This window comes from Candidatus Shikimatogenerans bostrichidophilus, assembly GCF_033370915.1.
Lineage (GTDB): Bacteria > Bacteroidota > Bacteroidia > Flavobacteriales > Blattabacteriaceae > Shikimatogenerans > Shikimatogenerans bostrichidophilus_M.
Genome location: NZ_CP104096.1, coordinates 71,567 through 87,722 on the forward strand (window position 1 = coordinate 71,567; position 16,156 = coordinate 87,722).

General features: G+C 20.4%; 11 protein-coding genes, 5 tRNA genes and 2 rRNA genes. 9 read left to right on the forward strand and 9 right to left on the reverse strand.

Annotated elements, in window-relative coordinates; translation table 11 throughout:
* Positions 1-8: 8 nt before the first annotated feature.
* Together mnmE and N2591_RS00880 are read left to right on the forward strand one after the other, a co-directional pair.
* The gene (gene mnmE / locus N2591_RS00415) at positions 9-1,019 is read left to right on the forward strand and encodes a tRNA uridine-5-carboxymethylaminomethyl(34) synthesis GTPase MnmE (protein ID WP_318165985.1); all 1,011 of its coding nucleotides are present in this window, start codon (positions 9-11) and stop codon (positions 1,017-1,019) included.
* A gap of 199 nt (positions 1,020-1,218) precedes the next feature.
* Positions 1,219-1,494, forward strand: coding sequence for a hypothetical protein (locus N2591_RS00880; protein ID WP_420095059.1), 276 nt, complete (start codon positions 1,219-1,221; stop codon positions 1,492-1,494).
* Here N2591_RS00880 and gltX read toward each other — a convergent pair whose 3' ends face one another.
* The gene (gltX, locus tag N2591_RS00420; RefSeq protein ID WP_318165986.1) at positions 1,495-3,024 is read right to left on the reverse strand and encodes a glutamate--tRNA ligase; all 1,530 of its coding nucleotides are present in this window, start codon (positions 3,022-3,024) and stop codon (positions 1,495-1,497) included.
* 48 nt (positions 3,025-3,072) lie between these two features.
* Here gltX and N2591_RS00425 point away from each other — a divergent pair.
* Positions 3,073-3,143: transfer RNA gene (locus tag N2591_RS00425), tRNA-Cys, on the forward strand.
* On the opposite strand, the gene trmD is transcribed toward N2591_RS00425, so the two are convergent.
* The 5 genes from trmD to N2591_RS00450 all read right to left on the reverse strand — a co-directional run bounded on the left by trmD (position 3,143) and on the right by N2591_RS00450 (position 4,802).
* Positions 3,143-3,796, reverse strand: coding sequence for a tRNA (guanosine(37)-N1)-methyltransferase TrmD (trmD, locus tag N2591_RS00430; RefSeq protein ID WP_318165987.1), 654 nt, complete (start codon positions 3,794-3,796; stop codon positions 3,143-3,145). The genes N2591_RS00425 and trmD overlap by 1 nt on opposite strands.
* A gap of 6 nt (positions 3,797-3,802) precedes the next feature.
* Positions 3,803-3,876, reverse strand: a tRNA-Met gene (locus tag N2591_RS00435).
* A 53-nt stretch (positions 3,877-3,929) separates the two neighbouring features.
* Positions 3,930-4,547 carry a DUF2797 domain-containing protein gene (locus tag N2591_RS00440; protein ID WP_318165992.1) on the reverse strand — a complete coding sequence of 206 codons (618 nt, stop codon included), beginning with the start codon at positions 4,545-4,547 and terminating at the stop codon, positions 3,930-3,932.
* Entirely contained in the window at positions 4,508-4,720 is a 213-nt protein-coding gene (locus N2591_RS00445) for a hypothetical protein (protein ID WP_318165988.1), read from the reverse strand. Before N2591_RS00445 ends, N2591_RS00440 begins: the two co-directional genes overlap by 40 nt.
* 9 nt (positions 4,721-4,729) lie before the next feature.
* Positions 4,730-4,802 (reverse strand) — tRNA-Asn (locus N2591_RS00450).
* Positions 4,803-4,859: 57 nt separating this feature from the next.
* On the opposite strand from N2591_RS00450, the gene N2591_RS00455 reads away from it, so the two are divergent.
* Positions 4,860-6,086: a peptidase U32 family protein gene (locus N2591_RS00455; protein WP_318165989.1), complete on the forward strand. Its 1,227-nt coding sequence runs from the start codon at positions 4,860-4,862 to the stop codon at positions 6,084-6,086.
* A gap of 37 nt (positions 6,087-6,123) precedes the next feature.
* Here N2591_RS00455 and N2591_RS00460 read toward each other — a convergent pair whose 3' ends face one another.
* Together N2591_RS00460 and tyrS are read right to left on the reverse strand one after the other, a co-directional pair.
* Positions 6,124-7,665 (reverse strand): glutamate--tRNA ligase family protein, encoded by a 1,542-nt coding sequence (locus tag N2591_RS00460; RefSeq protein ID WP_318165990.1) that lies wholly within the window; start codon positions 7,663-7,665, stop codon positions 6,124-6,126.
* A complete protein-coding gene (gene tyrS, locus N2591_RS00465) occupies positions 7,665-8,927 on the reverse strand; it encodes a tyrosine--tRNA ligase (RefSeq protein ID WP_318165991.1) in 1,263 nt (420 codons plus the stop codon). The genes N2591_RS00460 and tyrS overlap by 1 nt, the downstream gene beginning before the upstream one ends.
* A 16-nt stretch (positions 8,928-8,943) precedes the next feature.
* Here tyrS and tsaD point away from each other — a divergent pair, with 16 nt between their 5' ends.
* Positions 8,944-9,984, forward strand: coding sequence for a tRNA (adenosine(37)-N6)-threonylcarbamoyltransferase complex transferase subunit TsaD (gene tsaD, locus N2591_RS00470; RefSeq protein WP_318165852.1), 1,041 nt, complete (start codon positions 8,944-8,946; stop codon positions 9,982-9,984).
* 45 nt (positions 9,985-10,029) lie between these two features.
* Here the strand turns inward: tsaD and N2591_RS00475 are convergent, their stop codons facing one another.
* Positions 10,030-11,082: an S-adenosylmethionine:tRNA ribosyltransferase-isomerase gene (locus N2591_RS00475; RefSeq protein WP_318165853.1), complete on the reverse strand. Its 1,053-nt coding sequence runs from the start codon at positions 11,080-11,082 to the stop codon at positions 10,030-10,032.
* A gap of 181 nt (positions 11,083-11,263) precedes the next feature.
* Between N2591_RS00475 and N2591_RS00480 the strand changes: the two genes are divergently transcribed.
* The 4 genes from N2591_RS00480 (at position 11,264) to N2591_RS00495 (ending at position 16,090) form a co-directional block, all read left to right on the forward strand.
* A 16S ribosomal RNA gene (locus N2591_RS00480) occupies positions 11,264-12,842 on the forward strand.
* A gap of 73 nt (positions 12,843-12,915) precedes the next feature.
* Positions 12,916-12,989, forward strand: a tRNA-Ile gene (locus tag N2591_RS00485).
* 23 nt (positions 12,990-13,012) lie between these two features.
* Positions 13,013-13,085: transfer RNA gene (locus N2591_RS00490), tRNA-Ala, on the forward strand.
* Positions 13,086-13,162: 77 nt separating this feature from the next.
* Positions 13,163-16,090, forward strand: a 23S ribosomal RNA gene (locus tag N2591_RS00495).
* Together the 16S and 23S rRNA genes with 2 tRNA genes alongside form the textbook arrangement of a ribosomal RNA operon.
* Positions 16,091-16,156 lie beyond the last annotated feature (66 nt).

A 16,156-nucleotide genomic window follows, 5' to 3' on the forward strand; every position in this document is an offset into this window, starting at 1 on the left:
AAAAAAAAGTGTTAAATAATTATTATATATCAAGGAAAGATACTATAACAGCAATATCAAGTCCATTAGGAACAGGAGCAATATCAATAATAAGAATATCAGGAAAAAAATCAATAAAAATTATAAAAAAAATATTAACTAAAAAAAAAATAAAATATAATAAAGTAAATATAGGAATAATATATGATAAAAAAGAAATAATAGATAAAGTAATAATAATAATTTATAAAAAACCAAAATCTTATACAGGAGAAAATTTAGTAGAAATAAATTGTCATGGATCAATTTATATACAAAAAAAAATAATAAATATAATAATAAAAAATGGAGGAAGATTAGCAAAAAATGGAGAATTTACTTTTAGAGCATATTTAAATAAAAAAATAGATTTATTACAAGCCGAATCAATATATGATTTAATAAAATCAGAAAATAAAATTTACCATGATATAGCAATAAATAATTTAATATATAATAAATTATCAAAAAATATATTAAAAATACAAAAAAGTATATTAGATATATTATCTTATATAGAAATAATGTTAGATTTTTCAGAAGAAGATATAAAAATAGATAAAAAAAAAATATATAATAAAATAATATATATAGAAAAGAAAATAAAAAAATTAATAGAATCTTATAAAATAAATAATATAATTAAAGAAGGATTAAATATAGCTATAATTGGACCAGTAAATTCAGGAAAATCTACATTAATGAATGTATTAATAAAAGAGGAGAAAGCGATAATATCAAAAATTCCAGGAACAACAAGAGATATAGTAGAAGGAAAAATAAAAATAGAAAAATTAAAATTAAATTTATTTGATACAGCAGGGATAAGAAAAACTAATTCAAAAATAGAAAAAATAGGAATAAAAAAAACATTTAAAAAAATAAAGGATACTAATATAATTTTATATGTATTTGATATTTTAAAATTAAAAAATTATTTAAAATTTAAAGAAAAAATAAAAAAATTAAAAAAAAAAATATTTAAAAAAAAAAAAAAATAATTAAAAAATAAAAAAAAAAAAAAAAAAAAAAAAAAATTAAAAAAAAAAAAAATAAAAAAAAAAAAAAAAAAAAAAAAAAAAAAAAAAAAAAAAAAAAAAATAAAAAAAAAAAAAAAAAATATAAAAAAAAAAAATATTTAATAAAAAAAAAATTATAAATTATAATATAATATTAATATCAGCAAAAAAAAAGAAAGGAATTAAAAAGATATATAAAAATTTATATAAAATAATCCCAAAAAAAGAAATAAAAAATAATAATTTTATAAATAATTTAAGACATTATGAAGAATTAAAAAAAAGTTTAAAATATATTAAAAAATTTAAAAAAGATTATTTAAAAAAAATACCTTATGAATTTATTACAATAGATTTAAAATTATCTTTAAAACATTTATATAATATAAATGGAAATAATTTAACTTATAATGAAATATTAGATAATATTTTTTCTAAATTTTGTATAGGGAAATAATTATTTATAATTATTAAAAATAATGGTTTTAAAATAATTAATACGATAAATAATATTTTTATAATTTAATAAATTAAATATATCAAATAAAGAAATACCTTTTAATTCACCAATAATTGAGATTCTAATAATTTTTAAAAAAAAATAATAATCATTATAAGAAATTTGTAATTTTTTAAAAAATAAAATTATTTTATTTTTATTAGGTTTATTTTTAAAAAATTTTTTAATTTTAAAAAATAAATAAATAATAATTTTTTTATTATAAATAATATAATATTTAAGTTTTAAAGGAATATAAAATTTTTTTGGGATAATAAAAAAATAATAACAATTATACCATATATCATTAATATTAATTAATTTAATTCTATTAATAATTAAATTAATAATTTTATTAAGTAGTTTATCTTTATGATCAATATTATTAAAAATTAAATATTGTTTTAATAAAAAAAAAATTTTTTTATTATTATTAAATTTATTTATATATTTTTTATTTATCCAACATGATTTTTTAAAATTTAAATGTACATCAGATTTATTAATATCTTTAAATGTAAATAATTTAATAATAGTATTAATATTAAAAATTTCATTGTTAATATTTGGTTTCCAACCTAATAAAGCAATTATATTAATTAATGATTCAGGTAAAAATCCTAATTCTTCGTAACTATTTTTAATATTTATATTTTTATATTTAGATTTAATTGGGTAAATAGGTAAATTATTATAATTAAAATTTCTTTTACTTATTTTACCTTTATTATTTAAAATTAATGGTAAATGAACAAATTTAGGAATTTGCCAATTAAAATAATTATATATAATAATATGTAAAGGAGTAGATGATAACCATTCTTTTCCTCTAATAACATGTGTTATATTCATTAAATGATCATCTATTACGTTAGCAAAATGATAGGTAGGTGTTTGATTAGATCTATAAATAATTTTATCATCTAATTGATTAGAATTAATAGTAATTTTACCATAAATTTTATCATAAAAAGTAATGTTTTTATTATAAGGTGTTTTTAATCTAATAACATATTTATTAGTTTTTATTAATTTAGTAATTATTTTATTATTAATATTTAATGAATTATTTAAATTATTTCTAGTTAAACTATTATAAATAAAATGTTTATATTTTTTTTTATATAATTTTAATGTTTTTTTTTTATCAAAAGCATAATAAGCAAATTTATTTTTTATTAATTTATTTATATATTTTTTATATATTTTAAAACGTTTAGATTGAATATAAGGTTTATATTTACCTTTTTTTCCATAACCTTCATCATAATTTATATTACACCATTTTAATGAATCTATTAAATAATTTATTGAATTTTTTATAAATCTTTTTTTATCAGTATCATCAATTCTTAATATAAATATTCCATTTGTTTTTTTAGCATATATATAATTATATAAAGCTGTTCTTAAACCTCCAATGTGTAATGGTCCTGTTGGACTAGGAGCAAATCTAACTCTAATAAATTTATTTAACTTTTTTTTCATATATTATTAATTAATAATAAAATATTAATATTATTAATATAAAATAATGGCACTATGGCCGAGAGGTTAGGCAAGGGTCTGCAAAACCTTTTACAGTAGTTCGAATCTACTTAGTGCCTTATAAAAATTTTATTTTTTTTATAAATTTATTTAATTTTCTCCATTTTATAATTTGTTTATGATTACCTGATAATAAAATATTAGGAACTTTCATATTTTTAAATTTATATGGTCTAGTATATAAAGGATATTCATAATCATAATTATTATTATAAAATGAATCAGTAAATGCAGAATTTATATTACCCAATACACCAGGAATTAATCTAATAATTGAATCAATTACTACTAAAGTAGATATTTCTCCATTAGATAATACATAATTACCAATTGAATATTCTTTTGTTATTATAAAATCTCTTATTCTTTGATCAATTCCTTTATAATGACCACAAATAAATAATATATTTTTTAATTTAGATAATTTAATAGCAATTTTTTGATTAAATAATTTAGCATCAGGAGTTAAAAAAATAATTTCATTAAAATTAATATTTAATTTTTTAATACAATTATATATAGGTTCAATTTTTATGATCATTCCATGTCCTCCACCATATGGATAATCATCAATTTTGTTACCTATTACATAATTTCTTAAATAATGAATTTTAATTTTTAAAATTTTTTTTTTTATAGCTTTTTTTATAATAGGATAATATAAAAGATTTTTCCAAAAATTGGGAAATAAAGTAATAATATTAATAATCATTTTAAATAGCGGAGACAGGATTTGAACCTGTGACCTTCGGGTTATGAGCCCGATGAGCTACCAGACTGCTCTACTCCGCAGTAAAGTAATAATATTTATATATTAATAATATAAATATAATAAAAAAAAAATATTAATATATATATATATTTAAAATAAAACCAATATGATTAATAATATTTAAAACATAATTATTATTAAAAATTAAATATTGCCCTTTAATACCTTTTAATTTAAGAGTTATATATTTAATTTTATTTAATTTAATAATATTAATAATTTTGGGATATTTAATAATAGGATAGTAAAAATAAAATATTTTTTTATTATTAAAAATGTATTTAGAATAATTATTTTTAATTAATATATTAATTATTTTATCTTTAATTTTTAGAATATTTAAATTTTTTTTAAATTTATTAGTTAACATAATTCTGAAATTAGTTTTATCAGAAATATATCTTTTTACTATTTGTTCAATTACACCAGCTATATATCTGTTAGGAGTATAAGCTATAATAATAGCTTTTATAGCACCTTGATCCATTAATCTATTGATAAAATTAGATTTAATAGTAACACCAATTTTAAAATTACTTGTAAATGATAAATAAACAATATGATTTTTAAATTCAAAATTATTAATTTTATTATTATTGTTTTTATTTGAAGAACATAAAAAAGGATAAAATATTTTAATATTAAAAATTTTTATAAAATAACATTTTTTACAATATCCATTTCTAAAAATTTTTTTTTTTTACATAATAAACAGTAATTATTAATATATTGAAATACAAAATATTTATTAATATAATTATTCAATAATAAATATTTATTATTAATATTTAAATAATATAATAAAGGATTATTATATTTAATTAATAATTTATCTAATATAATAATTTGTTTAAATTTTAACATAATACTATACTCCTCAAGCTGGATTCGAACCAGCTACCTTCTGATTAACAGTCAGATGCTCTACCTGATGAGCTATTGAGGAAAAAAAAATAAATTTAATTATATATTAATAAATAATATAAATAAAATAAATAAATAAATGAAAAAAATAGAATTATTATCTCCAGTAGGTAATTATGATAGTTTATATGCAGCTATAGAATCAGGAGCTGATTCAATTTATTATGGGATAGAACAATTAAATATGAGAGCTAGTAAAATAAATTTTACTATAAAAGATATAAAAAAAATAAATGAAATATGTAAAAAAAAAAGAATAAAAAAATATTTAACATTAAATACTATAATATATGATCATGATATAAATATGGTAAAAAAAATATTATATGAAGCAAAAGAATATAATATAGATGCAATAATAGCAATGGATAGTTTTGTAATAAAATATTCTAACAAATTAAATTTACCAATTCATATTTCAACTCAATTAAATATAACAAATTTTGAATCATTAAAATTTTATTCGAAATATTCAGATGTATTTGTATTAAGTAGAGAATTAAATTTGAATCAAATAAAATATATAACAAATAAGATAAATTTATATAAGTTAAAAGGATTTTCAAAAAAAAAAATAAAAATAGAAATATTTTGTCATGGTTCTTTATGTATGGCAATTTCAGGAAAATGTTATTTAAGTTTACATACATATAATTCATCAGCAAATAGAGGTGTATGTAAACAAAATTGTAGAAGAAAATATTTAGTAAAAGATAAAGAATCAAATATAGAATTGGAAGTAGACAATGAATATATAATGTCTTCTAAGGATTTGTGTACAATAAATTTTTTAGATAAAATTATTGATTCAGGTGTAAGTATATTAAAAATAGAAGGAAGAAATAAATCTCCAGAATATATAAGTAAATGTACTAAATATTATAAAGAAGCTATAAAATCTATATATAATAAAACTTATAATAAAGAAAAAATATTAACATGGATAAATGAATTAAAAAAAGTATATAATAGGGGTTTTTGGAGTGGATATTATTTAGGAGAAAAAATAGGACAATGGAATAATAGTTATGGGTCAAAAGCAATAAAAAAAAAAATGTTTATAGGAATAGTAAAAAAATATTATAATAAAAAAAAAATAATGGAAATTGAGGTAAAATCTAATAATATAAAAAAAAAAGATAAAATATTAATAATAGGAAATAATTTAGGAGTAAAAGAAATAGAAATAAAATTATTAAAAAATGAAAATAAAGAAATAAAAAATAAAATAAAAAAAGGAAAAATATGTACAACTTATGTACCTTTTAAAGTATTTAAAAATAATAAAATATATAAGATAATATAAAAATTAATAAATATTAATGTATTTTAGTAGTAAAAATTTAAGGATTTAAAAAAAATAATTTTTTAAAATAAAATATATTATTATTAATTTTAAAAAAATAAAAAAATCCTATTCTGTGAAATTGATATATATTGTATAAATTTATATTATTAATAGATATATCGCCATATACGAAAATAGATTTTAATGAATTTTTATTAATAATTTTATTATTTTTAAAATAAATATAATTATATAAAAGAATATTAATTTTAGTATTATATTTAGAAGATACCCATTGTATAGTACTTTTAATTTTATTATATTTTATTGTATTATTTTTATATATTTTACAATATATTTTTTTAATATTATTATTTTTTTTAACAATTTTAAAAATTTTAATAATATAAGAATATTTAAGTCTTACATAATTGTTAAATGATAATCTTAAAAAATTTTTATCATATTTATATTTAAAATCGTTTTTTTCTATGTATATAGTTTTAGTAAAAGGAATAATTTTATATTTAGGATAATTACAATGATTTTTAATATAAATCCATTCAATAGATTTTTTAGGAAAGTTAATAATTGTTAATTTAATAGGATTAAATATAACTAATAATTTAGGTGTTTTATTAATTATTTTTTTTTTAATATATAATTCTAATAGTTTAATATTAATATTATTATTTCTTTTAGAATATCCTATAGATTTAATAAAATTAATAATATATTTAGAAGAATAACCTTTTTTTTTAAAAGCAGTAATAGTACATAATCTAGGATCACATAAATTATTAATTATTTTTTTATTTTTTAGAATATTAATTTGTCTTTTACTAGTAATAGTATTAGATAGATTTAATCTAGAAAATTCAATTTGTTTAGGTTTAATATAATTAAATTTTTTATTATAAATTTGATTAATAAACCAATCATATAATGGTTTATGGTTTTGAAATTCTATAGAACATAAAGAATGTGAAATTTTTTCTATATAATCTGATTGTCCATGAGCCCAATCATAAGTTGGATAAATACACCATTTATTTTTAGTAAATAAATGTTTTTTATATATTATTCTATACATAATAGGATCATTTAAATAATAATTAGTAGATTTATTATTGATTTTAGCTCTTAATATATAAGTATTTTCTTTATACTTACCAATTTTCATATTTTTAAAAATAAATAAACTTTTTTCAATATTATTAATATTATATATTTTATTATTATATATTTTTTGTATATAAGCTTTTTGTTTAATAATTAATAGTTTAGCCCATTTATATAATAGATTAAAATAATTAGAGATATAAGTAATTTTAGTATATTTAAAACCTAACCATTTAATATTTTTAATAATTTGATTAATATATTTAATATTAATATTATTAGGATTAGTATCTTCAAATCTTAAATAAATTTTAGAATTATAGAATTTAGCTAAAGTAAAATTAATATATAAAGATTTAATATGTCCTAAATGTAAAAAACCATTAGGTTCAGGGGGAAATCTAAATTTAATATTATTAATAGATAAACCGTTATTAATATCATTATCAATAATATTAGTAATAAAATTATTCATTATTTATTGATATTAATAAAGTTAATTAAATAATGTTTTTTTTTACCTTTTTGAATAATTAAATATTTATTTTTTATTAAATTATTAAAATTAGTAATCAAATTATTATTTATTTTTAAACCATTAATTAAAAAAATACCATTATTATTAATAAATTTTTTATATTCTGAATTAGAATTAAAAAAAATTTTATCTTTAATAAAATTAAAAATATATATATTTGTTTTTTTATTAAAAAAATAATTATAAGTTTTAATATAATTTTTAATAATATTAATATATTTATTAATTAATTTTATATTAAATACTTTATTAAATAATATGTTTGATATAATTATTGAGTTTTTACAATTAGTTTTATTGTGTACCCATTTAGTAATTTCTTTAGCAATTTTTTTTTGTAATATTTTTTTTTCAGGATTTTTAGTATGATAAGAAATAAATTGTTTAATATATTTTTTTTTTAACAAAGAAAAATATTTAAAATATTTAATACTATTTTTGTCTGATAAATTAATAAAATATTGATAAAATTTATAAACAGAAGTATATTTTTTATTTAACCAAATATTAGAATTATTATTTTTATTACTTTTACTAAATTTAATGTTATTATTATTTAATAATAAAGGAAATGTAAAACCATGAACGTTTTTATTATATTTTTTTTTTATAATTTTTATTCCAGTTAATATATTACTCCATTGATCAGAACCACCAATTTGTAAATTACATTTATATTTTTTATATAAATAATAATAATCATAACCTTGTAATAATTGATATAAAAAATTTGTAAGTTTAATATTATTATTATTTAATTTATTATAAATAATTTTTTTTTTTAACATAAAATTTAAATTAATATATTTACATATATTATTAAAAAATTTATATAAATAAAGTTTATTTAACCATTTATTATTATTAATAATTTTAATATTTTTAATTTTTAATAAGTTATATATTTGTTTTTTAATATTTTTAATATTATTTTTTATTAATTTTAATTTATTTTTATTTAAATTTATTTTAGCAGTAAATTCGCCTATTAATATAAAATTAAATTTATAAATTTTATAATAACGATAAATAATAGAAATAGGTAATAAATGACCAATATGTAAAGAATCATAAGTAGGATCAAAACCAATATATAAAATAATATTATTATTAATAAAGTATTTAGTAATATTATTAGTTTTATTAAATATTAAATTTCTCCATTTTAAATCTTTAAAAAATTTTATAATATTATTCATAACTATAATATAAAAAATGATAAAAAAAATATTTAATAAAAAAAAGATAATAATAGGAATTGAAACATCTTTTGATGATACATCAGCATCAGTAATAAAAGGAAATAAAGTGTTATCAAATATTATAAAAGTACAAAAAATACATAATAAATATAATGGAGTAATTCCTAATATAGCCTCGAATATGCATTTAAAAAATATATATAAAGTAGTAAATAAAGCAATTAAAAATTCTAAAATTAAAAATAAAAAATTAATAAATGGAATAGCTTTTACATGTGGACCAGGGTTAATAAATAGTTTAATAATAGGAGAAAATTTTGCAAAATCAATGGCATTATCGTTAAATATTCCATTATTTGGAGTAAATCACATACAAGCTCATATATTATCAATATTTTTATATAAAAAAAATAATAAATATCCAAAATTTCCTTATATATGTTTAAGTATAAGTGGAGGACATACAAAATTATTTATAGTAAAAGATTTTTTTAAAATTAAAATAAAAGGAAAAACATTAGATGATTCGTTAGGTGATTTAATAGATAAAATATCAAATAAATTAGGATTTAATTATTGTAATGGAGCAGAAAAGTTAAATAAATATTGTAAAAATGGAAGAAAAAAATATAAATTTCCAATACCTAAAGTAAAAAAATATAATTTTAGTTTTAGTGGATTAAAAACATATTTATTTAATTTTATAAATAATAAAAAAAAAGAATATATAAAGAAAAATATAAATAATATATCAAAATCATTACATTATACAATTTATAAAATATTAATAGAAAAAATAGAAAAATTAATAAAAAAAACAAAAATTAGAACATTATTAATATGTGGTGGGGTGTCTTGTAATACATATATAAGAAAAAAGATTAAAAAATATAGTAAAGAAAATAAAATCAAATTATTTTATTTAAAGAATAAAAAATATATAAGAGATAATGGAGCAATGATAGCATTGGTAGGATATTTAAAAGATTATTATAAAATTTATGATGATTTTAATATAAAAAGTAATAGTAAATTAAAAATAGATAATTATTAATAAAAAATATAAAAGGTAAATAAAAAAATAATATTGTAAAAAAAATTATATTTTAACTAATAATAAATCACCGAAATAAAAAAAAGAATAATTATATTTAATAGCTTCATTATAAATATTAATAATATTATTATAACCACAATAATCAGCTAAAATATGAAAATAATAAGTATTAGGATAATGAAAGTAAGTTAATAAATTATTTACTATAGTGTAATTATAAGGAATATCAATAAAATTATTAATTAAACCTTTAAATTTAATAATATTGAAAATATTAGATTTACATAATTCTATAGATAATAAAGTATTAATATCAATAGCACAAATTTTATATTTTTTTTTATAAGCATTATTAATAAGTTTAATGCAATTATAATTAATATTAAGAAAATCAGAATTAAGTTTATTAAAAAAATAATAATTATTATAATTTAAAAGATTATATAAATTAATACCAAAATGATAAGTAATATCTAAAATTTTTACATGTTTATATTTTAATTTAATAAAAAAATATTTTGATAAATTAATACCAGAAGTAGGTAAAAATAATGAACCAACTTTTTTAGAGTAAAAATTTTGATAATAATTATAATTTTTATATGAATTAATAAAATTAAAATAATTAGGAAGTATTAGATGACCTATTTCATATAAAAGTTTAATAAAATCATTATAATTTATATCTAAAAATTTAATTATTCTACCTTTAGAAGAAGTATTATCTATAATTTTAGAAGAAAGAATTAATTGTTTATTATAAAAAAAATTAATTTGATTACCAATTCTAATTTTTCTAGCAGGGTAAATTAAAGTTTCCCAAATATTATTTGATTTATTAATGTTTTTTAATAATATTAAAGAAATTTTAGAAGAATTTTTATAACCTGTTAATTTACAAGGTAAGACTTTAGTATTATTTCTTATTAATAAATCATTATGTTTAAAATATTTAAATAAAAAGTTAATTGTTTTATGATATATTTTATTTTTTTTTTTATCAAAAATCATTAGTCTACAATTATCTTTTATAAGATAGGGAAAAGTGTTAATTAAATATTTTGGTATTTTAAAATATAAATTTTTTATTTTCATTTGGATTTTAATTAAAAATTATTATAATATTAATAAATATTTTATATTATATTATAATTAATTAAAAAAAATATATTTTTTTTTAATTAAAAGTAATATAATTTTGTTATTTGAAAAATAATAAAAATTTTAATATAATTTATTAGAAATAATATAATTTCTAATATTTATTATAAAGTTTAATTTAAAGAGTTTGATCCTGGCTCAGGATAAACGCTAGCGATWARCKYTASMSATNNGCWWKWCNASRKGYAANTMKAGRKKWAATAWANATWWATWWTATTTATTTTATAACGACCGGCGAACGGGTGAGTAAAACATATGTAATTTACATATTGTTRAAGAATAGTYTTATTAAWTTAAGAGTAATACTTTATAATGCAATAAATYACTARGATTTATTGTGAAAGTTTTTTTATATGTTTAATTTATTAAATATATAAATGAATGACAATATATAAGCATATGYCTGATTAGTTAGTTGGTAAGGTAAWGGCTTACCAAGACAAAGATCAGTAGGGGGCCTGAGAGGGTGTACCCCCACATTGGTACTGGAACACGGACCAAACTTCTACGGAAGGCAGCAGTGAGGAATATTGGTCAATGGAGGMAACTCTGAACCAGCTATTTCGCGTGTAGGATGAAGGCCTATGGGTTGTAAACTACTTTTGTATAATAATAAAAAATTTTATTAAAAGTAAAATATATTGAATGTTATACGAATAAGTATCGGCAAACTCTGTGCCAGCAGCCGCGGTAAGACAGAGGATGCAAGCGTTATCCGGAATAATTGGGTTTAAAGGGTGCGTAGGTGGATTTTTAAGTTAATAATGAAAGTTTATAACTTAATTATAAAAATGTTATTAATACTAAAAATCTAGAGATAATATGAAGTAATTGGAATATGTGGAGTAGCGGTAAAATGCATAGATATCACATGGAACACCAAAGGCGAAGGCAGATTACTAATATTTATTCTGACATTGAGGCACGAAAGCGTGGGGAGCAAACAGGATTAGATACCCTGGTAGTCCACGCCGTAAACGATGATCACTAATTGTTGGATTTTAAATAATTCAGTAATTAAGCGAAAGTGATAAGTGATCCACCTGGGGAGTACGATCGCAAGATTGAAACTCAAAGGAATTGACGGGGATCCGCACAAGCGGTGGAGCATGTGGTTTAATTCGATAATACGCGAGAAATCTTACCAAGATTTAAATGTGTAACGAATAATTTAGAAATAAATTAGTCTACGGACGTTACACAAGATGCTGCATGGTTGTCGTCAGCTCGTGCCGTGAGGTGTAAGGTTAAGTCCTTTAACGAGCGCAACCCTTATCATTAGTTGCTAACAGATAATGCTGAGGAATCTAATGAGACAGCTAACGTAAGTTAAGAGGAAGGAGAGGATGACGTCAAATCATCATGGCTCTTATATCTTGGGCAACACACGTGCTACAATGGTTGATACAAAGAGTWGCAAWTAGGTRACTARGAGCGAATCTAAAAAATCAATCTCAGTTCGGATTGAAGTCTGTAACTCGACTTTATGAAGATGGAATCGCTAGTAATCGCGTATCAGCAATGACGCGGTGAATAAGTWCTCGGGTCTTGTACACACCGCCCGTCAAGCCATGGAAGTTAATATTATTTGAAGTTAAWWAYTGTAAAAAGTATTAATTAGAGTAARATTAATAACTAGGGCTAAGTCGTAACAAGGTAACCGTATCGGAAGATGTGGTTGGAAATAAACTGTATTTATTTAAAAAAAATTTTATAATAAAAAAAAATTATATTAAAAATAAGAGAGACTTTTATTAAGAATAAAAAAGTCTCGTAGCTCAGTAGGTAAGAGCGCTACACTGATAATGTAGAGGTCCGTGGTTCAATTCCACGCGAGACTATTAAAATTAATAAAAGTAAAAAGGGGGAATTAGCTTAATTGGTAGAGCACCTGTTTTGCATACAGGAGGTAATCGGTTCAAATCCGATATTCTCCATAAGAATTTTGTTATTTGATATTTTTTATAAAAGTTCCATTTAAAAATAATAGTAAATTAGGATTAAAAATATAAAAATAAAAGTTACTATTAATGCATATAATGGATGCCTTGGTTCTGAGAGGCGATGAAGGACGTGATAAACTGCGATAAGTTGCGAGTATTTGGAAGATAAAGTTAATTCGCAAATTTCCGAATGGGGTAACCTATTATATCAAAAATATAATATTATTTTTATTTATAAAAATAAAGCTAACCTGATGAACTGAAACATCTTAGTAATCAGAGGAAAATAAAACAAATAGTGATTTTGTAAGTAGTGGCGAGCGAAAGCAAAACAGTCTAAACTATATTAATTATAGGGTTAGAGGGATTATTAATAACATTAGTTTAAAGTATATTAGAAATATTTGGAAAAATATACCAAAGATGGTGATAGTCCAGTACATTAAATATTTTAAATAAAAGAAATAATTACCTAAGTAAAACGAGACACGTGAAATCTTGTTTGAATTAGCCAGGCCCATCTGGTAAGACTAAATACTACTCAGAAACCGATAGTGAACAAGTACCGTGAGGGAAAGGTGAAAAGAATTTAGAAAATAAATATGAAATAGATCCTGAAATTATATGCAAACAATCAGTCGGAGCTTCTAATAATGAAGTGACGTCTTGCCTTTTGCATAATGAACCTACGAGTTAATTTTACTGGCGAGGTTAAGCAATTATGTTGTGTAGCCATAGCGAAAGCGAGTTTTAAAAGAGCGAAATAGTCAGTAGAATTAGACGCGAAACCGAGTGATCTATCCATGAACAGGTTGAAGCTATAATAAAATATAGTGGAGGACCGAACTGGTAGATGTTGAAAAATCTTCGGATGATTTGTGGATAGGAGTGAAAGGCTAATCAAACTCGGAGATAGCTCGTACTCTCCGAAATGCATTTAGGTGCAGCATTATGTTAATAGTATTATAGAGGTAGAGCTACTAATTTGAGGAGGGTGTTTAAAAACTTACCGAATCTTAATAAACTCCGAATACTATAATATTTATCATAGTAGTGAGGATATGGGTGCTAAGATCCATATTCAAAAGGGAAACAACCCAGACCATCAGTTAAGGTCCCAAAATATATACTAAGTTGTTATAACGAAGTTTAATATCTTATACAACTAGGATGTTAGCTTGGAAGCAGCTATCATTTAAAGAGTGCGTAACAGCTCACTAGTCTAGAAATTAAGCGCGGATAATAAACGGGCATAAGTATATTACCGAAACTATGGGTATATTTTATAAATTAATAATAATTATTAATATATATAATATACGGTAGGAGAGCATTGTAAATTCATAGAAGTTATATTGTGAAATATAATGGAGAACTTACAAAAGAAAATGTAGGTATAAGTAACGATAATATAGGTGAAAAACCTATACACCGAAAAACTAAGGTTTCCTCAGCAATGTTAATCAACTGAGGGTTAGTCGGGTCCTAAAATGATACCGAAAGGTGTAGTTGATGGATAATCGGTTAATATTCCGATACTTATTTATTATAATAATGATGGGAGGACGAAGTAGTGAAACTATTGCGTAATAATGGATTGTTACGTTGAAATATAAAGGAATAAATAATATAGTAAAATGCATATTATTTTCCGAAATATGATAGTACTATTAAATAGATAATATAGGTAATAACTTCCAAGAAAAGTCTCTAAATTAAATAATAAATAACTCGTACCAAAACCGACACAGGTAGTTGAGGAGAGAATCCTAAGGTGCTCGAGTGATTCACAGCTAAGGAACTAGGCAAAATAAACTTGTAACTTCGGGAGAAAAGTTACCATAATATTATATATTATGGTCTCAGTAAAATGATTCAGACGACTGTTTATCAAAAACACAGGACTCTGCTAAAATCGAAAGATGATGTATAGGGTCTGACACCTGCCCGGTGCTGGAAGGTTAAATGAGAGAGTTAATATAATTTATTATATAAAGCTTTTGATTGAAGCCCCAGTAAACGGCGGCCGTAACTATAACGGTCCTAAGGTAGCGAAATTCCTTGTCGGGTAAGTTCCGACCTGCACGAATGGTGTAACGATCTGAATACTGTCTCTGCTGTGAGCTCGGTGAAATTGTAATATCGGTGAAGATACCGATTACTCGCAATGGGACGAAAAGACCCTGTGAACCTTTACTATAGCTTCGTATTGATTTTTAATTAATAATGTGTAGAATAGGTGGGAGACTATGAAGCATTATCGCTAGGTAATGTGGAGTCAAAAGTGAAATACCACCCATTGTTTATTAAATATCTAACTAATTAATAAAATAATTAGGACAATGCGTGGTAGGTAGTTTGACTGGGGTGGTCGCCTCCTAAAAAGTATACGTGCTTCAAGGTGCTTTCACACGTATGGTAATCGTGTGTAGAGTATAATGGCATAAAAGCGCTTAACTGTAAGATATACAAATCGAACAGATACGAAAGTAGGGCATAGTGATCCGGTGGTTCTGTATGGTAAGGCCATCGCTCAAAGAATAAAAGGTACTCCGGGGATAACAGGCTAGTCTCCCCCAAGAGCTCATATCGACGGGGAGGTTCGGCACCTCGATGTCGGCTCGTCACATCCTGGGGCTGTAGAAGGTCCCAAGGGTTGGGCTGTTCGCCCATTAAAGTGGCACGCGAGCTGGGTTCAGAACGTCGTGAGACAGTTCGGTCTCTATCTATTGCGAGCGTAAGAAGTTTGAAGTGGATCTAATTCTAGTACGAGAGGACCGAATTGGGCGAGCCTATGGTGCATCAGTTGTACTACCAAGTGCATAGCTGAGTAGCTAAGCTCGTAAAAGATAAGCACTGAAAGCATATAAAGTGCGAAACTTACCACAAGATTAAACTTCTTTTAAGGATAGTTGAAGATTACAACTTTGATAGGCTATAAGTGTACAAATAGTAATATTTTAAGCTGATTAGTACTAATTATCCGTAAACTTTGATTTATATTTATTATTTATATTTATATTAAATTTAAAAGAAACTTTTATAAAAAAAAAAATTAAAAATAA